The organism is Bradyrhizobium sp. WSM4872 (genome assembly GCF_055811715.1).
Genome location: NZ_JBVVPT010000006.1, coordinates 1 through 19,148, shown reverse-complemented (window position 1 = coordinate 19,148; position 19,148 = coordinate 1). Strand labels below are relative to the sequence as shown.

The 19,148-nt window shown below is 64.1% G+C and carries 15 protein-coding genes; 14 read left to right on the top strand and 1 reads right to left on the bottom strand.

Features of this window, described 5'->3' with window-relative positions:
- Nucleotides 1–17: 17 nt before the first annotated feature.
- A complete protein-coding gene (locus AC0L3C_RS10580) occupies nucleotides 18–1,448 on the top strand; it encodes a phospholipid carrier-dependent glycosyltransferase (RefSeq protein ID WP_473262785.1) in 1,431 nt (476 codons plus the stop codon).
- A 56-nt stretch (nucleotides 1,449–1,504) separates the two neighbouring features.
- On the opposite strand, the gene AC0L3C_RS10575 is transcribed toward AC0L3C_RS10580, so the two are convergent.
- The gene (locus AC0L3C_RS10575; RefSeq protein WP_473407884.1) at nucleotides 1,505–2,146 is read right to left on the bottom strand and encodes an OmpA family protein; all 642 of its coding nucleotides are present in this window, start codon (nucleotides 2,144–2,146) and stop codon (nucleotides 1,505–1,507) included.
- Nucleotides 2,147–2,658: 512 nt separating this feature from the next.
- On the opposite strand from AC0L3C_RS10575, the gene AC0L3C_RS10570 reads away from it, so the two are divergent.
- From AC0L3C_RS10570 to AC0L3C_RS10510, 13 genes are all read left to right on the top strand, one after another.
- Nucleotides 2,659–2,904 (top strand): hypothetical protein, encoded by a 246-nt coding sequence (locus tag AC0L3C_RS10570; protein ID WP_473262787.1) that lies wholly within the window; start codon nucleotides 2,659–2,661, stop codon nucleotides 2,902–2,904.
- A gap of 120 nt (nucleotides 2,905–3,024) precedes the next feature.
- Nucleotides 3,025–3,279, top strand: coding sequence for a hypothetical protein (locus AC0L3C_RS10565; RefSeq protein WP_473262788.1), 255 nt, complete (start codon nucleotides 3,025–3,027; stop codon nucleotides 3,277–3,279).
- A gap of 116 nt (nucleotides 3,280–3,395) precedes the next feature.
- Nucleotides 3,396–4,559, top strand: coding sequence for a winged helix-turn-helix domain-containing protein (locus tag AC0L3C_RS10560; RefSeq protein WP_473407883.1), 1,164 nt, complete (start codon nucleotides 3,396–3,398; stop codon nucleotides 4,557–4,559).
- Between the two features lie 146 nt (nucleotides 4,560–4,705).
- The gene (locus tag AC0L3C_RS10555) at nucleotides 4,706–6,037 is read left to right on the top strand and encodes an MFS transporter (RefSeq protein WP_473407882.1); all 1,332 of its coding nucleotides are present in this window, start codon (nucleotides 4,706–4,708) and stop codon (nucleotides 6,035–6,037) included.
- Between the two features lie 221 nt (nucleotides 6,038–6,258).
- A complete protein-coding gene (locus AC0L3C_RS10550) occupies nucleotides 6,259–7,365 on the top strand; it encodes an efflux RND transporter periplasmic adaptor subunit (protein WP_473407881.1) in 1,107 nt (368 codons plus the stop codon).
- Nucleotides 7,366–7,545: 180 nt separating this feature from the next.
- Entirely contained in the window at nucleotides 7,546–10,683 is a 3,138-nt protein-coding gene (locus AC0L3C_RS10545; RefSeq protein ID WP_473407880.1) for an efflux RND transporter permease subunit, read from the top strand.
- Between the two features lie 36 nt (nucleotides 10,684–10,719).
- The gene (locus tag AC0L3C_RS10540; RefSeq protein ID WP_007595185.1) at nucleotides 10,720–11,319 is read left to right on the top strand and encodes a TetR/AcrR family transcriptional regulator; all 600 of its coding nucleotides are present in this window, start codon (nucleotides 10,720–10,722) and stop codon (nucleotides 11,317–11,319) included.
- Between the two features lie 178 nt (nucleotides 11,320–11,497).
- Nucleotides 11,498–12,121, top strand: a complete 624-nt coding sequence (locus tag AC0L3C_RS10535; RefSeq protein ID WP_473407879.1) for a flavin reductase family protein — start codon at nucleotides 11,498–11,500, stop codon at nucleotides 12,119–12,121.
- 302 nt (nucleotides 12,122–12,423) lie between these two features.
- Nucleotides 12,424–14,691, top strand: coding sequence for an acyl-CoA dehydrogenase (locus tag AC0L3C_RS10530; protein WP_473407878.1), 2,268 nt, complete (start codon nucleotides 12,424–12,426; stop codon nucleotides 14,689–14,691).
- A complete protein-coding gene (locus AC0L3C_RS10525) occupies nucleotides 14,691–15,974 on the top strand; it encodes an acetyl-CoA C-acetyltransferase (protein WP_473407877.1) in 1,284 nt (427 codons plus the stop codon). Before AC0L3C_RS10530 ends, AC0L3C_RS10525 begins: the two co-directional genes overlap by 1 nt.
- A gap of 2 nt (nucleotides 15,975–15,976) precedes the next feature.
- Nucleotides 15,977–18,070, top strand: coding sequence for a 3-hydroxyacyl-CoA dehydrogenase NAD-binding domain-containing protein (locus AC0L3C_RS10520; protein ID WP_473407876.1), 2,094 nt, complete (start codon nucleotides 15,977–15,979; stop codon nucleotides 18,068–18,070).
- Nucleotides 18,071–18,122: 52 nt separating this feature from the next.
- Nucleotides 18,123–18,533 carry an acyl-CoA thioesterase gene (locus AC0L3C_RS10515; protein WP_018454990.1) on the top strand — a complete coding sequence of 137 codons (411 nt, stop codon included), beginning with the start codon at nucleotides 18,123–18,125 and terminating at the stop codon, nucleotides 18,531–18,533.
- A gap of 221 nt (nucleotides 18,534–18,754) precedes the next feature.
- Nucleotides 18,755–18,946: a hypothetical protein gene (locus tag AC0L3C_RS10510; protein WP_200472535.1), complete on the top strand. Its 192-nt coding sequence runs from the start codon at nucleotides 18,755–18,757 to the stop codon at nucleotides 18,944–18,946.
- Nucleotides 18,947–19,148 lie beyond the last annotated feature (202 nt).

Sequence of the window (19,148 nt, the reverse complement as noted above, 5' to 3'; positions counted from 1 at the left end):
GATCATGCGCGCTTGCGATGTGGCGGAATTATCACAAGCGGCGCGCGACCTGCGTTATGCTTAGTGACAGTTGCGGCAGAATGCGTTCAATGAAAACCGCGATCCCTACTATTCTCCGCGGTGACGCAAAATTGCCACGCAAAACATCCCCCCAAATGCCGCTCGACTTGCCCGCGGTTCCGAAGGTGTCGCGGAGCGCAGTGATTGCTGTCGCGATTTTCCTGGTCGCGCATCTCGCACTGCTGATCGGCCTGACGACGCCGGAAAAGTTTGTCTTCGACGAGGTGCATTACGTGCCGGCGGCGCGACAGATGCTGGCACCATCGATGTCGCAACCGATGCTCAATCCGATGCATCCGCCATTGGCGAAAGAGCTGATCGCGCTATCGATCGCGACCTTCGGCGACACCGCGCTGGGCTGGCGCTATCCCGCGACATTGTTCGGCGCGCTCGCGATCGTCGCGATCTATCTGTGCGGCCTCGCGCTGTTCGCCGCGCAAGGGCCTGCGATCGCCGCCGCGCTGATCGCCGGCTGCAACCAGATGCTGTACGTGCAGGCGCGAATCGCGATGCTCGACATTTTTGCACTCGGCTTTGGCCTGCTAGCGATTGCCGCCTTCATGCATGGCTTTCGAAAGGATCGTCCCCATGCATTGTTCGCGGCCGCCGGCAGCCTGTTCGGCTGTGCTGCGGCCTGCAAGTGGAGCGGCCTGTTTCCGCTCGGCATCTGTATCGTCATCGTCGCGGTGATCCGCCTGTTGCAGGGTTGGCACACCCTGTTTGCCGACGCGAAGCCGGGGGATTGGTACCGGCCCGATCTCTGGCCCGACTTCAGATTCCATCACGTCGTGGTCTGCTTCGCCGTCCTGCCCGTGGTGACATATCTTGCGGCCTTCGTCCCTCTCTACGGCGTGTCGCTGCCGGATCTGGTCGAGGCGCAACGCCGGATCTTCGCCGACAACACCACCACCGCAATCGCCGGCCACACTTATATGAGCGCGTGGCCGTCATGGCCGCTGCTCGCGCGCCCGGTGTGGTTCCTGTTCGACAAGACCGCGGACGACAATGTCTCCGCGATCGTCTTCCTCGGTAACCCCTTGGTGTTGTGGCCGGCGCTGCTCGCGCTCGCCGTGGTGCTGCGCGACTTCGTCGTTTCGCGTCGCCGGGATGCGTTCCTGATCGCGGTCTTCTATTTCGGGTCCTGGCTCGCCTGGGCGTTGCTGCCGCGTACGCTCGCCTTCATCTATTACTATCTGCCGGCTGCGACCGTGGCGTCGCTCGCGCTGGTCTACGTGCTGCGCCGGGACGGTCTACCCCGCTGGCTGTTGTGGGCCTATGTCGCGGTCGCGGCAGCAGGCTTTGCGGTCATGCTGCCGATCTCCGCGGCCTTCATCGGCACGTCGATGCAGACTTTCAACCGGCTGATGCTCTTCCAAAGCTGGATATGATATCGCCGCCTGCCGGGGAACGGCAGGCGGCGCATTTATGGGCGATGACCTGGGAATTACTTTGACGCGGTCTTGGTGTCCATGTTCACGACCTGGACGCGGCGGTTGATCGGGTCGGCGCCGTTGGCGGCGTCCTTCAGCTTGGTCTTGCCGTAGCCGACAGTGACGAGATCGGTGCCGGTGAGGCCGTAGTTCTGCACCAAATATTTCTTGATGGTGTCAGCCCGCCGCTCGGAGAGCCCCTGATTGTATCCCTCGGTGCCGACCGCATCAGTGTGGCCGGCGACCACGAAGGTCGAGCCCTTCAGCGAGGGATCGGACAGCGCCTTGCCGAGCGCCTGCACCGACGGCACTGACGTCTTGGCAATGTCGGCCGAGTTGTAGTCGAACTGGATCTCCAGATCGATCTTCGGCTTGGTCGCGGCGAGCTCGGCAATCTGCTCGCGCTCGCCCGTCGACAGCGAGCGCGTCGAGCGGTTGCGCACGGTGTTCAGGAATGTCGATTCCTTGGCCTGCACCGCCGGATCGACCTGCGGACCTGCGGACAGCCCGCGGGTCGCCGCCTTCGGCTTCAATGCATCCAGGATCTGGCTGGTCGAGACATTGCCGTCGCCGGCCATGGCCAGGCCGGCCGTCATCGAGAGAAGTGCCGAGAGGGTCATCGCCTTCAGTGCAAAAGACTTATTAAAACTAGTCATTGTCGTATCCTCGTTGTGACGCCTGATGGCTATTTGATGCTGCAAGCATAGGGCAGGTTCAAAACCCTTGGTGTGATCTTGGTCACGGTGGAAACGGGGCCCTCCCGGGCCATGGCAGCGAATTTCAAGCAGTTTCGGGTTCATGGAGGGCCGTCCCGCGGTCCGCTCCAAGGACGGACGCTGACGCGTGAAGAGAGTGGTCGCACGCCTGCCCGACGAACGTTCGAGCCGTCGCAATCCTGGCGTGATCCGCATCACTGAGGACCGCCGCGCCCAGGGGCCGCTCGGGGGCCGGGGCCCGGTTCACTCAGGAAAGCTGTGCTGACCGATTGTCGCAAAGCCGTCGCGTGATGGCCTGTCTGTGAACAATTTTTCGGCCAGATGGGCGCCTAGCAGGGCACAGCCTCCGACAAGCGCAAACGAAGGGAGCCGAGTTCCACCCAGTGCCGAGGCCGAGTGATTATCAGTTCTATCGCAGTGGCCCGCCGGATCGGACCGTGTCCCTGAGCTCCATGCCCATTTACATCGGCGCGGCGATGATCGCGGTGGCGATCCTGCTGTCGACACTGATCACGGGGCTGACCTCCCGCTATGTCGGGTTTCAAGCGCCGACCGACGAGAACATGTGGCTGGTCGATCGTCTCACCGGCAGTGTCTATCGGTGCCAGGCGGAGGAGCGCGGCAAGGCCTCGTGCGAACCCGATGTCGCAACAGGCAGCGTTGGCGACCGGTCCAAAGCCCCGAAAGCTGGCCGCTGAGCCCTCCGCCTTCGCAGCGCAGCAAGAAAATTGTCTTCTCCCCGAAACGTCTTCGCCGGAGAATACGTATTGCCAAGGCCGGCATGACGCCGGTTTCGTTTTTACGGAGGAGACTTTTCGATGAAAATGTTGCTCACAGCCGCAGCTTTGGTCGCGCTCACCCTTTCCCTTTCACCGGCATCCGCCGCCATGATGGCGTGCACCGGCGATAACATGATGAAATCGACAGCCATGATGATGGGCACGGCCGATACTCCGGCCAAGGTCGCGGCCAACAAGGAAATGGCCATGGCCAACACCGACATGAGCAATGGCAAGATGAAGGGCGGCTGCATGCATTACATGAAGGCGCAGAAGGCCATGATGATGAAATAGGGCCTCGGCCACGCCAAGCGGCCGCGCTGTCAGCAGATGGCAGCGCGGCTTTTTCTTTTGCTGCGTCCAGTCCGCTTCTTTCTCCCGACGCGAATCCCGCTACATTCCCTCCCGCAATGTCCCGCGCGCCCAAACCGATTCCACTCACCACGAGACAGGCCCGGCAAATCTGGCTTCATGCCCAGCGGCTGGACGAGCGCGCGCCGTTCGGTGACGGCGCGCAAGCCGTCTCCGACGCGGTCGCCCATCTCGGCTATGTGCAGATCGACACCATCAACGTGATCGAGCGCTGCCATCACCACATCCTGTTTAGCCGGATCCCGTCCTACCGCCGCGCCGACCTGCGCCACGCCCAGAGCGTAGATAGAAGCGTCTTTGAGTATTGGACGCATGCGCTCTCCTACGTGCCGGCCGGCGACTTCCGCTTCTTCCTGCCGGCGATGCGCGAGCACCGCCGCGAGGGGCACAAATGGTTCGCCTCGGTGAAGCCTGCCGACATGCGCAAGGTGATGCGGCTGGTGCGCGCCGGCCCGCTGACGATCCGCGACATCGAGGACGACGTGCTCACCGAGAAGGAGCATCTGTGGCAAAGCCGAAAACCCTCGAAGCGGGCGTTGCAGCTCGCTTTCTATACGGGTGCCGTGACCGTCAGCGAGCGCCAGGGCATGCTCAAGACCTATGAGCTGGTGACGCGCCATTTCGGCTGGGAAAAGCTGCCGAAGCCAGCGTCGACAAAGGACATTACGGCCTATCTGCTCGATCGCGCGCTGCGATCGCAAGGTGTCGTGAGCCTCGATTCGGTCTGCCATCTCGACGCGCCGCGCAAAACGGGGGTGGCTGCGCTGATCGCCTCGCGCGTGCGCCGTGGCGAGCTCGTGCCTGTCGCCATCGAAGGTGCCGGCAAGCAGGAGCACTGGGCACTGCCTTCTGCGCTCGAGCCGGGCGAGCGCGCGCCGCCGGATCTCGTCCATATCCTCTCGCCGTTCGATCCGCTGATCATCCAGCGCAAGCGCACCAATCTCATCTTCGGCTACAACCATCTGTTCGAGGCCTATGTGCCGAAGGCCAAGCGCAAGCTCGGCTATTTCGCGCTGCCCGTACTGGTCGGCGACGAGATCGTCGCCGCGCTCGATCTGAAGACCGACCGGCAGGCAAAGAAGCTGCTGATGCAGAAATGGACCTGGGTCGGCGAGGGGAAGAAGACCGCAGGGCGCAAGGAATTCAAACGGAAGATCGAGGAGGAGCTCGATCGTTTTGAGAAGTTTCAATTGGCGGAGTAGTTGTGCGCTGCGCGGATGACCGAGCTCTGTCGTAGCGCAACGTGGTGACGGGCTGCGCCCCTCGCATTGCTTGCTCCATTGACTCTTTTGCGGCGATGCTCAAAACCCCCGATCAGCCCATAAAATCAACAACCCCGGGTGAAGCCATGAGCCAGACCACGACCTATGCCGGTTCGACCGGCGCAGCCAAGTCGGAAATCGAGACCTCGACGATCCGCGCCATCTCCTGGCGCCTGATCCCGTTCCTGGTGCTGGCCTACTTCTTCTCCTATCTCGACCGCGTCAATCTCGGTTTCGCTGCGCTGACCATGAATGCCGAGCTGAAATTCACGCCGCTGGTCTTCTCCTGGGGCGCCGGCATTTTCTTCATCGGCTATTTCATCTTCGAGGTGCCGAGCAATCTGGCGCTGGAAAAGTTCGGCGCCAGCCGCTGGATCGCCCGCATCATGGTAACCTGGGGCATCATCTCGGCACTGATGGCGCTCACGAGCGGCGTCACGAGCTTCTACGTGCTGCGCTTCCTGCTCGGCGTCGCCGAAGCCGGCTTCTTCCCCGGCATCATCCTCTATCTCACCTATTGGTATCCGGCCGAATATCGCGCCCGCTTCCTCGCGGCCTTCGCCATCGCCGTGCCGGTCTCCACCGTGATCGGCGCCCCGGTCTCGGGCCTGCTGCTCGGCCTCGACGGCGCGATGGGCCTGAAGGGCTGGCAGTGGCTGTTCATCATCGAGGGCATTCCCTCCGTGCTGCTCGGCATCGTCACCTGGTTCTATCTCACCGACAGGCCGGAGAAGGCGGATTGGCTCACGGCCGAGCAGAAAGCCTGGCTCAAGACCAAGCTCGATGCCGAGATCGCGGCCAAGCAGGCGGTGAAGCATTTGTCGCTCAGTGAGGCGCTATCCTCACCAAAGGTGATCATGCTGAGCCTGGTCTATTTCGGCTTCGTCGGCGCGCTGTATGGCATGCAGTTCTGGCTGCCGCAGATCGTCAAGGCGTTCGGCCTCACCAACGCCCAGACCGGTTTCGTCACCGCCATCCCGTATCTGTTCGGCACCATCGCGATGATCCTGTGGGCGAGGCATTCCGATGCGACGCGCGAGCGCGTGATGCATGTCGGCGCGCCGTTGCTGCTCACCGCCGTCGCGCTCGGCGTCTCCAGCTATCTCACCGACCCCACCCTGACGATGATCGTGCTGACCGTCGCCGCGATCGGCGTGTTCTGCTGCTTCGGTGTGTTCTGGACCCTGCCGACCGCGTGGCTCTCCGGCGCGGCCGCGGCCGGCGCCATCGCCCTGATCAACTCGATCGGTAATCTCGCCGGCTTCGGTGGTCCGTATCTGATCGGCTGGGTCAAGGAAGCCACCGGCCAGACCTCGAGCGGACTGCTCGTGCTCGCGGTGCTGCCGCTGATCGCCGGCATCCTGGTCTTCATCGGCGGCCACGACAGCAAGCACGAGTTCGCGGAGCAGGGGCGGTAGCCTCGAAATATCGCCCTGGCGAAAGCCAGGGCCCATTTCCGCCTGGCCCTCCGGAGGGCCCGCGGCGCGACGCTTTCTTCTAACAGCCCAGACTTCCGCCAAGGGCAACCGCGGAGGTTACCACCTCTTAACGATCACGCTTTCCTGATGACTGACGAATATTGACTTTCATCAGTGATTAGTCGACATTCCTCTCATTGCAGCCGAGGGAGTGTCCTCCGATGTTCGTCCGATCCGTTTTGTCCAGCTATTCGAGACTCTTGGCTGGTGTTTCGCTGGCGTTGATGGCTGCCGCCCTCGCGGGATGCAATGACACCGTTGCTGAAAAGGCCGAGCCGCCGCGGCCGGTTCTGGTCGCCACCGCCCATTACGATGCCGAAAAGCCCGAGCGCAGCTTCGTCGGGACCGTCAGGCCGCGGATCGAGAGCGATCTGGGCTTTCGGGTCGCCGGCAAGGTCGCCAAGCGTCTGGTCGAAGTCGGCCAGACCGTCGAGATCGGCCAGCCGCTCGCGGTCCTCGATGAGGTCGATCTGAAGCTCCAGGCCGAGCAGGCCGTCGCCGAGCAGACCGCCGCGACCGGCGTGCTGGCCCAGGCCGCCGCCGCCGAGCAGCGCGCCAAGGATTTGAAGGCCAAGGGCTGGACTACCGACGCGCAGCTGGATTCAAGCCGCGCCGCCGCCGACGAGGCCCGTGCCCGCCTGAACCGGGCCGAGCGCTCGGTCGAGCTGACCAACAATTCCCTTTCCTACGCGACGCTCAACGCCGACGCCCGTGGCGTCGTCACTGCAACGCTGATCGAGCCTGGCCAGGTGGTTGCCGCAGGCCAGACCTCGATCCGTGTCGCCCGCTTTGCCGAAAAGGAAGCGGTCGTCGCGATCCCTGAGACGCTGGTCGGACGTGCCAAATCGGGCGCCGCCAGCGTCACTCTTTGGTCGGAGCCGGGCAAAAAATATACGGCCAGGCTGCGCGAGATCGCGCCCACCGCGGATCCCGCCACGCGCACCTATCTCGCCAAGTTCTCGCTGCCCGAGGCCGACGACAAGGTTTCGCTCGGCATGACCGCGACGCTGACGCTGTCGGACGCTGCCACCGAGCGCGTCGCGCGGCTGCCGCTGTCGGCACTGTTCAACGAAGGCGGCAAGCCGTCCTTCTACGTCGTCGACGACAACGGCGCGGTCACGCTGAAGCCGGTCGTGGTGAAGTCCTACGAGAGCAACGACGTCGTCATCACCGGCGGTGTTGAAGAGGGCGCCAAGATCGTCGCTCTCGGTGTGCAGAAGCTCGATCCGGCCCAGAGGGTGCGGATCGTGTCGTCACTGTCCTTCTAAGTCTCGTTTACGAGTTACGTCGTGTGAGGTGAGTTTCGGCCCGAGCGCAAATGCTTTGGCTGAAGCGGCGAAGCGATCCAGAACCTGCCCAGCCCCCTGGATTGCTTCGCTGCCTCGCGTCGACGCGTTCAACAGAGTGGCTGTCGTTTTTTTGCAACCGGATCATCTTTGGAGAGTGCGATGAAGCGCTTCAACCTTTCGGCCTGGGCCGTCAGCCATCCGACGCTGATCCTGTTCCTGATGCTCATACTCGGCGTCGCCGGGTTCTTCTCCTATCAGAAGCTCGGTCGCGCCGAGGATCCGTTCTTCACGGTGAAGGTGGTCAACGTCTCCGTGCTGTGGCCGGGCGCGACCGCGCAGGAAATGCAGGCGCAGGTCGCCGATCCCATCGAGAAGAAAATCCAGGAGCTGCCTTATTTCGAGAAGGTGCAGACCTATTCCAAGCCCGGCTTCACCGCGCTGCAGGTCACCTTCCGCGATTCCACGCCGCCGAAGGACGTGCCGTATCTCTTTTATCTGCTGCGCAAGAAGCTGGCCGACGTGCAGGGCCAGCTGCCCGCAGGGATTCTCGGGCCCGTCGTCAACGACGAGTTCTCCGACGTCGATTCCATCCTCTACATGATGACCGGCGACGGCGCCGACTACGCCCAGCTCAAGAAGGTCTCGGAGGGTTTCCGTCAGCGCCTCCTGAAGGTGCCGGGCGTGACCAAGGTCGACGTCTATGGCAACCAGGATGAGCGCATCTTCGTCGAGTTCAGCCATGCCAAGCTCGCCACTCTCGGCGTCACGCCGCAGGCGCTGTTCGATTCGCTCGCCAAGCAGAACAACGTGACGCCGGCCGGCACGGTCGAGACCTCGTCGCAGCGCGTGCCGCTGCGCGTCACCGGTGCACTCGACGGCGCCAAGGCCGTCGCCGAAACCCCAGTCGAGAGCAACGGTCGCGTGTTCCGCCTCGGCGACATCGCCACGGTCACCCACGGCTATGTCGACCCGCCGAGTTTCATCGTGCGCCAGGAAGGCAAGGCCGCTATCGGCATTGGCGTCGTCACCGCCAAGGGCGCCAACATCCTCGATCTCGGCAAGGAGGTCGAGAAGGCGACGGCTGAATTCATGAAGGCGGTGCCGCAGGGCGTCGACATCAAGCTGATCGCCGACCAGCCCAAGGTGGTCGAGCACGCCGTCAGCGAATTCGTGCACTCCTTCATGGAGGCGCTGGTGATCGTGTTGTTCGTGTCGTTCCTCGCGCTTGGCTGGCGCACCGGCATCGTGGTCGCACTGTCGGTGCCGCTGGTGCTCGGCATCGTCTTCATCGTCATGAACACCATGTCGCTCGACCTGCACCGCATCACGCTGGGTGCGCTGATCATCGCGCTCGGCCTGCTGGTGGATGACGCCATCATCGCTGTCGAGATGATGGTGGTGAAGATGGAGCAGGGCTGGGACCGCGTGCGTGCGGCGTCCTTTGCCTGGGAATCCACTGCGTTTCCGATGCTCACGGGAACGCTGGTCACGGCCGCTGGCTTCCTCCCCATCGGCTTTGCCAATTCCGCCGTCGGCGAATATGCCGGCAGCATCTTCTGGATCGTGGCGATCGCGCTGGTCGCGTCCTGGTTCGTGGCGGTGATCTTCACGCCCTATATCGGCGTCATGCTGCTGCCCAACATCAAGGTGCACCACAATCACGATCCGCACGCGGTCTACGAGACCCGCATGTACCGGGGCCTGCGCGCGATCGTGCAGTGGTGTGTCAACCACCGCATCACCGTGGTGGCTGCGACCGTCGGCGTCTTCGTTGCCTCGATCGTCGGCTTCGGCCACGTCCAGCAGCAGTTCTTCCCGCTGTCCGAGCGCCCCGAGCTCTTCCTCCAGCTTCGTCTGCCCGAGGGCACCGCCTTCAACGTCACGGAAAAGGCGGTGAAGAAGGCCGAGACCATGCTCAAGGACGACAAGGACATCGAGACCTATACGGCCTATGTGGGGCAGGGCTCGCCGCGCTTCTGGCTCGGCCTCAATCCGCAGCTTCCGAACGAGGCGTTTGCCGAAATCGTCATCGTCGCAAAGGGCGTCGAGGCGCGCGAGCGCATCAAGGCCAGGCTTGAAAACGCCGTTGCCGACGGCGCGCTCAACGAAGCCCGCGTGCGCGTCGACCGCTTCAATTTCGGTCCCCCCGTTGGTTTTCCCGTGCAGTTTCGCGTCATCGGCCCCGACGCCAACAAGGTGCGCGAGATCGCCTACCAGGTCCGCGACGTCATGCGGCAGAACAAGAGCGTCAAGGACGTCCAGCTCGACTGGAACGAGCAGTCGCCTTACCTCAAGCTCGTCGTCGATCAGGATCGCGCCCGCGCGATGGGTCTGACCCCGCAGGACGTGTCGCAGGCGCTGTCGATGCTGATCTCCGGCTCGCAGGTGACGACCGTGCGCGACGGCATCGAAAAGGTCGGCGTGGTCGCGCGCGCCGTCTCGTCCGAACGGCTCGACCTCGGCGCAGTCGGCGATCTCACCATCACCTCGCGTAACGGCGTCGCCGTGCCGCTGCAGCAGATCGCCAAGATCGAGTATGCCCACGAAGAGCCGATCATGTGGCGGCGTAACCGCGACATGGCGATCACCGTGCGCTCCGACGTCGTCGACGGCGTGCAGGCGCCCGACGTCACCGGCCAGATCGCGCCGAAGCTGAAGGCAATCAAGGACAACCTCGAGCCGGCCTACCGCATCGAGGCGGGCGGCGCGTTCGAGGAGTCGGCCAAGGGCAACGCGTCGATCTTCATTCTCTTCCCGCTGATGGTCATGGTGATGCTGACGCTGCTGATGTTCCAGCTGCAAAGCTTCTCGCGCCTGATCCTGGTGTTCCTGACCGCGCCGCTCGGCATTGTCGGCGCCTCCTTCGGGCTCAACATCGCCAATGCCCCGTTCGGCTTCGTGGCGCTGCTCGGCCTGATCGCGCTCGCCGGCATGATCATGCGCAACGCGGTCATCCTGGTGGATCAGATCGAGACCGACGTCTCGCACGGCCTGACCCGCCGCGAGGCGATCGTGGAGGCCACCGTCCGCCGCGCCCGTCCTGTGGTGCTGACGGCGCTTGCCGCCATCCTCGCCATGATCCCGCTGTCGCGCTCGGCGTTCTGGGGGCCGATGGCGATCACCATCATGGGCGGCCTGTTCGTCGCAACCTTCCTCACGCTGCTGTACCTGCCGGGTCTCTACGCCCTCTGGTTCCGCAAGAGCCTGGACGAGGCGGGCACGCCCGAACAGCCTGCCGCGCCGCAGCATGGGAGCGATGACGAGAACGCAATTCCGCTTGCTGAGGCGGCTGAATAAGTGAAGATGAATTGGCTGATTGACGAGTCCTGACAGATGACACTGGTTTCGGAACATATCGAAGGCGACACCCGGGATCGTATTCTCGAGGTGGCCGAGCGGCTGTTCCGCCAGATCGGCTATCTCAAGACCACGGTCGGGGACATCGCCAAGGAGCTCAAGATGAGCCCCGCCAACGTCTATCGCTTCTTCGAATCGAAGAAGGCGATTCATCAGGCGGTGGCCCGTTCGCTGATGGGCGAGGTCGAGCTGGAAGCGCAGCGGATCGTGGCGAGACCCGGTCCGGTAACGCCGCGCTTCCGCGAACTGCTCACCACCATCAATCGCATGAACACCGAACGCTATGTCGGCGACAATAAGCTGCACGAGATGGTCGAGATCGCGATGCAGGAGGACTGGGACGTCTGCGTCAACCACATGGAGTGCATTGCCGGGGTCATCGGCCAAATGATCGCGCAAGGCGTGGCTTCCGGCGAGTTCGAGGCGCCGGACCTGCAACTGGCCGCCCTGTGCGCCTGCACCGCGATGATGCGCTTTTTCCACCCCCAGATGATCGCCCAGTGCGCGACCAAGCCGGGCCCGACCATCGACCAGATGATCGATTTCGTCATCGCGGGATTGTCCCCGCGCCACTGACGCGGCGGCGGATTTCCTCCTATAAGCAGGCCCACCGCCCCGGAATGACGGCTGGTGGCTGGCAAGGACGGATTAACACACTCCGTCATTGCGAGCGTAGCGAAGCAATCCAGACTGTCTCTGCGGAAGGATTCTGGATTGCTTCGCTGCGCTCGCAATGACGAGAAGGAAACAGCGCGTGACCGACAAAGACCTGCACTTCTACGAGCCCGCCAAGGGCCACGGCCTCAAGCACGATCCCTTCAACGCCATCGTCGCGCCGCGGCCGATCGGCTGGATTTCGTCGCGGGACACCAAGGGACACGTCAATCTCGCGCCCTACAGCTTCTTCAACGCCTTCTGCTATGTCCCTCCGATCATCGGCTTCTCCTCCACCAACTGGAAGGACACGGTCGCGAACATCCAGCAGACCGGGGAGTTTGTCTGGAATCTCGCCACCATGGACCTGGCCAGGCACATGAACGCGACTGCGGCGCACGTTGCCCCTGAGGTCGACGAGTTCAAGGTTGTGGGCCTGACCGCCGTGCCCGGCAGGCTCGTCAACGTGCCGCGCGTCGGCGAGAGTCCCGTCGCCTTCGAATGCAAGGTGTCCGACATCGTCCGCCTCAAGGGCGCCGACGGCAAGGAGGCCAATGCCTGGCTGACGCTCGGCGAGGTCGTCGCCGTCCACATCGACAAGGCAATGATCAAGGACGGCGTCTATCAGACCGCCGCCGCCCGCCCGATCGTCCGGGCTGGCCGCAGCGGGGATTATTTCGAGATCAAGCCGGAAAACATGTTCGAGATGGTGCGGCCGGATTAAGGCCGCTGCTCTCTCTGTCGTCGTTCCGGGGCGCGCCATTAGGCGCGAGCCCGGAATCCATTCATCGACCAATGCTGGCGCACGATGGATTCCGGGCTCACGCTTCGCGTGCCCCGGAATGACGTGAGGACTGGCGCGGCCAACGGCCCCCTCCCGGAACTGCCACCACGCCTCGGCCGTTATGGCCCCTGGGTGGCTGCCCGGCCGCGTCAATTCGCGTCTTTTCGCAGGTGAAGTGTTCACCCCAGCCGGGCACTTTCCGCTAAAATGCCCGATCACCGCGCCGATCCATGAGGTCCGCCATGAGCTTCCGCCGCGACACTCTGACAAAGCCGATCTTCTCCTGGGCGCGCGGCGTGCTGCCGGCGATGTCGGACACCGAGCGCGAGGCGCTGGAGGCCGGCGACGTCTGGTGGGACGCCGATCTCTTCACCGGCAACCCCGATTGGTCGAAACTGCTGAAGGTCCCGCAGGCAACGCTGACCGAAGAGGAGCAGGCCTTCCTCAACGGCCCGGTCGACGAGCTCTGCGCCATGCTCGACGAGTGGAAGATCTTTTGGGAATGGCGCGACCTGCCGCCCGATGTCTGGCACTTCATCAAGCGCGAAAAATTCTTCGGCATGATCATTCCGAAGGAGTTCGGCGGCCTCGGCTTCTCGCCCTATGCGCATTCGGAAGTGGTGCGCAAGATCTCGACCCGCTCGATCGCCGCCGCGGTGACGGTGATGGTGCCGAACTCGTTAGGCCCCGGCGAACTCCTGATGCACTTCGGCACGAAGGAGCAGCAGCAGCGCTGGCTGCCGCGTCTTGCCGACGGCCGTGACATTCCCTGCTTCGGCCTCACCAGCCCCGAGGCTGGCTCCGATGCCGCCTCGATGGTCGACACCGGCATCGTCTGCAAGGGCAGCTTCGAGGGCCAGGAGGTGCTGGGTCTGAAGCTCAACTGGCACAAGCGCTACATCACGCTCGGTCCGGTCGCGACGCTGCTCGGCCTCGCCTTCAAGGCCTATGACCCCGATCATCTCGTAGGCGATCAGGAAGAGCTCGGCATCAGCGTGGCGCTGATCCCGACCAACCTTCCCGGCGTCGAAATCGGCAAACGCCATCTGCCGTCGATGCAGGTGTTCCAGAACGGCCCGAACTGGGGCCGCGACGTTTTCATTCCGCTCGACTACGTCATCGGCGGCCAGGCGCGGCTGGGGCAGGGCTGGAAGATGCTGATGACCGCGCTCGCCGCCGGCCGCGGCATCTCGTTGCCGTCGCTCTCCGCCGCGGGCGCCGCCTATGCCGCCCGCACCACAGGCGCCTATGCCCGCATCCGCGAGCAGTTCGGCATCTCCATTTCCAAATTCGAGGGCGTCGAAGAGCCGCTCGCCCGCATCGTCGCGACCGCCTATCAGCTCGACGCGGCGCGGCGGCTGACCTGCGCCGCGCTGAATGCCGGGATCCATCCGGCCGTCATCTCCGGCATCATGAAGCTGCACGCGACCGAGCGGATGCGCACCGCGGTCGATGACGCCATGGACATCCATGGCGGCAAGGCCGTGATCGACGGTCCGCAAAACTATCTCGGCAATCTCCACCGTGCCGTCCCCGTCGGCATCACCGTCGAGGGCGCCAATATCCTCACCCGCAATCTCATCGTGTTCGGGCAGGGCGCCATCCGCGCCCATCCCTATCTGCTCGACGAGATGAATGCGCTCGCGGATACCGATCGCGAGCGCGGGCTCACCTCCTTCGACAAGGCGTTCTGGAAGCATGTCGGCCACAGCTTCGAGACACTCTTGCGCGCGTTCGGCCGGAGCTGGAGCTTTGGCGTCTTCGCGCTTGCACCCGACGCCGGTGACGCCAGGCCATTCTATCGCCAGCTCTCGCGCTACTCCGCGGCGTTTGCCCTCTGTGCCGATATGGCGCTGCTGACACTCGGCGGCGCGCTCAAGCGCAAGGAGATGCTGTCGGCACGCTTCGGCGACATCCTATCTGAGCTGTATCTGCTCTCGGCCGCGCTCAAGCGCTGGCAGGACGAGGGCCGGCAGAAGGAGGACTTTGCCGCGCTCGAATGGTGCATGGCGACGGGCTTTCGGACCATCGAGAACCGGCTTGCCGAAATCCTCGCCAATCTGCCCAACCGCTTTGTAGCTGCAATCCTCAAGCTGGTGGTCCAGCCGTTCGGCGCCCGCGTGCTGGGTCCCTCCGATCGGGTCGTGCATCAATGCGCGAGCCTCGTGCTGGAGCCGTCGGCCGCGCGCGACCGCCTCACGCCTGATCTGGCTTATGTCGATGACGATGGCGGCTTCGACCGGCTGGAGCGCGCGTTCAACCTGGTCGCAGGCACGGACGCCATCGCCAGGCGCATGCGCGCGGCGCACATGAGCAACTGGAAGGATGCGGTGGCCAAGGGCGTGATCACGCAGGCCGAGGGCGAGCAGCTGGCCGCGGCCCGCGAAGCGGTGACAAAAGTGATCGAGGTCGACGATTTTGCACCGGAGGCGCTGTCGCCGATTTACAAGAAAACCGGTGACGTGCATCAGTTCTTCCAGGAACTCGGTGAACAGAGGGCGGCGAGCTGATGGCACGACCGGTTTTCATCGTCGACGGCAGCCGGACGCCGTTTTTGAAGGCGCGTTCGGGGCCGGGGCCGTTCACCCCGGTCGATCTCGCCGTGCAATGCGGCCGGCCGCTGCTGGCGCGCCAGCCGTTTTCGCCGGATAGCTTCGACCAGGTCATCCTCGGCTGCGTCAACGTGATCGCGGACGAAATGAACCCGGCCCGCGTCGCCGCGCTCCGGCTCGGCATGGGCGAGGACATGGTCGCCTTCACCGTGCAGATCAATTGCGGCTCGGGCATGCAGTCGATCGACACCGCCTACCGCTACATCCGCGAGGGCCATGCCGACATGATCCTCGCCGGCGGCACCGAAGCCTTGAGCCATGCGCCGCTGGTCTGGCCCAATTCCGGCGTGCGCTGGTTCGCCGGCCTTGCCACCGCCAAGGGCATGGCAGCGAAGCTTGCCGCAGCCTTCAAGCTGCGGCCGCGCTATCTCAAGCCAATCATCGGCCTGGAGCGCGGGCTGACCGATCCCATTACCGACCTGAACATGGGCCAGACCGCCGAAGTCGTCGGCCATCTCTTCGGCATCACCCGCGCGCAGTCCGATGCCTATGCCGCCGAGAGCCATCGCCGGCTCGCGCATGCGCAGGCAGAAGGTTTTCTCAAGGGCGAGATCGAGACCGCGTTCTCCCGTGACGGAAAATTCTTCGAGCATGACGATGGCGTGCGTCCGGACTCGACAGCCGAGAAGCTGGCGAAGCTGAGGCCGGTGTTCGAACGTCCCTGGGGCCAGGTCACTGCCGGCAATTCCTCGCAGATCACCGACGGCGCGTCCTGGGTGATCCTGGCGTCCGACGAAGCGGTCGCCAGGCACAAGCTGACGCCGAAGGCCGTCATCGTCGACAGCAACTGGGCCGCACTCGATCCAAGCATCATGGGTCTCGGTCCCGTGATGTCGGCGACGCCGCTACTCAAGCGCAACGATCTCACTATCCAGGACGTCCAGACCTGGGAGCTCAACGAAGCGTTTGCCACCCAAGTGCTCGGCTGCCTTGGCGCCTGGAATGACGACAAGTTCTGCCGCGAGATTTTGGGGCTCGATGGCGCTGCCGGCGAGATCGACCGCGAAAAACTCAATGTCGACGGCGGCGCTATCTCGCTCGGACATCCCGTCGGCACCTCCGGCAATCGCATCGTGCTGCATCTCGTCAACACGATGAAGCGGCTCGGCACGCGGCGCGGCATTGCCACCGAATGCATCGGCGGCGGGCTCGGCGGCGCCATGCTGATCGAGGCGGTGTGACGATGGATTCCAGGATCATGACCGCGCTCGGCGACCGCGTGCTGGAGCTCGGGCCCAAGCCCGCGCCTGACAGTCCTTACCGCCACTTCAAGCTGACGCGCGACACCGACGGCGTCGCCTGGCTGCTGTTCGACCGCACTGACGCCAGCGCCAATACGCTGTCCTCGGACGTAATGGAGGAGTTCGACTCCGTGCTGGCGGCGATCGAGACCGAGCGTCCGGCCGGCCTCGTGATCCGCTCCGCAAAACCGTCCGGCTTCATTGCAGGCGCCGACGTCAACGAATTCCGTGGCGCCGATGATGCCGCGATGGTGGAGACTCGCATCCGTGCCGCCCATGCGGTGGTCGACCATCTGGAAGCGCTGAAGCTGCCGACGGTCGCGGTGATCCACGGGTTCTGCCTCGGCGGCGGGCTCGAAGTCGCGCTCGCCTGCCAATCGCGCATCGCCATCGACGGCGCGCGCTTCGGCTTCCCCGAGGTGATGCTGGGCCTGCACCCTGGGCTCGGCGGCACCGCGCGTTTCACAGCGCTGGTCAATCCGACCCAGTCGATGGCCCTGATGCTGACCGGCCGCACCATCGATGCCCGCCGCGCCAAATCGCTCGGCCTCGTCGACACCGTGACGCAGGAGCGCCACGTTCGCAACGCGGTGAAGGACGCGCTGTTCGGCCGCCTCAAGCGGGCGCGGCCGGGCTTTTTGACGCGTGCGGCGAATTTCGGCCCGGTGCGCGGGTTGCTGGCCAAACGAATGCGATCGGAGGCGGCGAAGGCCGCGTCCCGCGAGCATTATCCTGCGCCTTACGCGCTGATCGATCTCTGGGAGACCCATGGCGGCAAGGCCGCGATGCTCAGGGCGGAGCAGGCCTCGTTCGCCAAGCTGATGGTGACGCCGACCGCGCAGAATTTGATCCGCGTGTTCTTCCTGCGCGAGCAGATGAAGAAGGCGGCAGGCCTCAGCAACACGATCAGGCATGTCCACGTCATCGGCGCTGGCGCCATGGGTGGCGACATCGCGGCCTGGTGCGCGGGGCAGGGGCTGCGCGTCTCGCTCGCCGACATGAAGGCAGAGCCGATTGCGGGTGCGGTCAAGCGCGCCGCCGAGCTTTATGGCAAGATCATCCGCAAGCCGACCGAGGTGCGCGACGCGCTCGATCGCCTGATCCCCGACATGGACGGGGAGGGCGTCCGCAACGCCGATCTCGTCATCGAGGCGGTCCCGGAGAAGCTCGAGCTCAAGCAGAAGGTCTATGCCGGTATCGAGCCGCGGATGAAGGAGGGCGCGATTCTCGCGACCAACACGTCGAGCATTCCGCTGCAGGATTTGCGCACCACGCTGGCGCGGCCAGAGCGGTTGGTCGGCCTCCACTTCTTCAATCCGGTGTCGCGGTTGCAACTGGTGGAAGTCGTCAGCCATGACGGTAACGATACGCAGGTGCTGAAGGAGGCCCTCGCTTTCGTTGGCGCGATCGATCGGCTGCCGTTGCCGGTGAAGAGCTCGCCGGGCTTCCTCGTCAACCGCGCGCTGACGCCCTACATGCTGGAAGCGATGGTGATGCTGGACGAGAAGATCGACCAGCGCCTGATTGACGCCGCCGCGGAGCAGTTCGGCATGCCGATGGGGCCGATCGAACTGGCCGACCAGGTCGGGCTCGACATCTGTCTCGACGTCGGCGACATGCTGCGCAGCAAGTTCGGCGATCTGCTGCCGCCAACGCCGGCCTGGCTGCGCGAGAAGGTCGCCAAGGGCGAGCTCGGCCGCAAGACCGGTAAGGGCTTTTACGTCTGGCGCGACGGCAAGGCCGAGAAGCCGCCGTTGCCCGAGACCGGTCCGCGCGTCACCGACCAGATGATCGACCGCCTGGTGCTGCCGATGTCCAACGTCTGCGTCGCGGCGCTTCGCGAGGGGATCGTCGATGATGCCGACATGGTCGACGGCGCCATGATCTTCGGCACCGGTTATGCACCGTTCCGTGGCGGCCCGTTGAACTATGCGCGCACGCGTGGTGTGGATCATGTCACATCTACGCTGCGCGCGCTGGCTGGAAGATTCGGCGAGCGCTTTGCGCCGGATCCGGGCTGGGACAATTTCAAGTGAGATGTTTTCAAGTGGGCAATCTTCAAATGAGCAATCTTCAAGTGAGAGCGGCATGAACGAACAAGCCGATGCCGGGCCGGGCGGCGATCTCTGCATTCGCACGCTGGCAATGCCTGCCGACACCAACGCAAACGGCGATATCTTCGGCGGCTGGCTGCTCAGCCAGATGGATGTCGGCGGCGGCGTGTTTGCGTCAAAGGTCGCAAAGTCGCGCACCGTGACCGTCGCCATCGAGGCGATGAATTTCCGCAAGGCCGTCTATGTCGGCGATCTCGTTTCGGTCCACGCCCACCTTGTTCGCGTCGGGCGCACGTCCATCACCGTGCATCTGGAAGCGTGGGCGCTGCGCCGCGGCGAGCAGCAACCGTTCCTCGTCACCGACGGCAACTTCACCTACGTGTCGATCGACGAGCACGGCCGCCCGCAGCCGGTTCGCCCGACCGACACCGCGATCGCGACGTAATCGCGCGCGGAGTTGCGCCTCATCATCCGGTGTATGCGGGGCCACCAAACGCGGCGCGACTGAGACACGGCGTCGCGGCTTTGCCAAGAACCAGTCATAAAACGGATGAGGTCCCGGCGTACCCAATTGCCTGTCGATTCGGGGTGGAAACCGGCTGATTTGCCCGAGGAACTTTCGGGCGGCGATCCGGTTATTTGCCCGCACTGAGGAATCTACGGGCCATGCCGGACAGCTACATCATCGAAGTTAATTCAGAGGCCGCGGGAATCGTTGTTCGTGGCCAGGGCGGCTACTGCTTCTTCGCATCGTCCCACCAATTCAACCGACTCGAAGGCCAGCTCTTCCGCAACGCCCGCGAAGCCGAGCGCGCCGCGCGCAAGCTGGTTAACGGTGATGTGAAGGAAGCGGCGTAGTCCTCCCGCTGGTCATTCCGGGCCGCGCGTAGCGCGAGAGGTAGGAATCTTTTGCCGCGAACTCTTCTTCCCTTCTCCCCTTGTGGGAAAAGGTGGCGCGTAGCGCCGGATGAGGGGTCGTCTCCGCAAATTCCACTGCGAGAGATTCATTCTCGGAGAGAAACCTCACCTGAGTTCGCTTCGCGAAGCCACCCTCTCCCGC

Coding starts and splice junctions, on each gene's coding strand:
- AC0L3C_RS10580 (WP_473262785.1), top strand. CDS start 18: ATGTGGCGGAATTATCACAAGCGGCGCGCGACCTGCGTTATGCTTAGT.
- AC0L3C_RS10575 (WP_473407884.1), bottom strand. CDS start 2,146: ATGACTAGTTTTAATAAGTCTTTTGCACTGAAGGCGATGACCCTCTCG.
- AC0L3C_RS10570 (WP_473262787.1), top strand. CDS start 2,659: ATGCCCATTTACATCGGCGCGGCGATGATCGCGGTGGCGATCCTGCTG.
- AC0L3C_RS10565 (WP_473262788.1), top strand. CDS start 3,025: ATGAAAATGTTGCTCACAGCCGCAGCTTTGGTCGCGCTCACCCTTTCC.
- AC0L3C_RS10560 (WP_473407883.1), top strand. CDS start 3,396: ATGTCCCGCGCGCCCAAACCGATTCCACTCACCACGAGACAGGCCCGG.
- AC0L3C_RS10555 (WP_473407882.1), top strand. CDS start 4,706: ATGAGCCAGACCACGACCTATGCCGGTTCGACCGGCGCAGCCAAGTCG.
- AC0L3C_RS10550 (WP_473407881.1), top strand. CDS start 6,259: ATGTTCGTCCGATCCGTTTTGTCCAGCTATTCGAGACTCTTGGCTGGT.
- AC0L3C_RS10545 (WP_473407880.1), top strand. CDS start 7,546: ATGAAGCGCTTCAACCTTTCGGCCTGGGCCGTCAGCCATCCGACGCTG.
- AC0L3C_RS10540 (WP_007595185.1), top strand. CDS start 10,720: ATGACACTGGTTTCGGAACATATCGAAGGCGACACCCGGGATCGTATT.
- AC0L3C_RS10530 (WP_473407878.1), top strand. CDS start 12,424: ATGAGCTTCCGCCGCGACACTCTGACAAAGCCGATCTTCTCCTGGGCG.
- AC0L3C_RS10525 (WP_473407877.1), top strand. CDS start 14,691: ATGGCACGACCGGTTTTCATCGTCGACGGCAGCCGGACGCCGTTTTTG.
- AC0L3C_RS10520 (WP_473407876.1), top strand. CDS start 15,977: ATGGATTCCAGGATCATGACCGCGCTCGGCGACCGCGTGCTGGAGCTC.
- AC0L3C_RS10515 (WP_018454990.1), top strand. CDS start 18,123: ATGAACGAACAAGCCGATGCCGGGCCGGGCGGCGATCTCTGCATTCGC.
- AC0L3C_RS10510 (WP_200472535.1), top strand. CDS start 18,755: ATGCCGGACAGCTACATCATCGAAGTTAATTCAGAGGCCGCGGGAATC.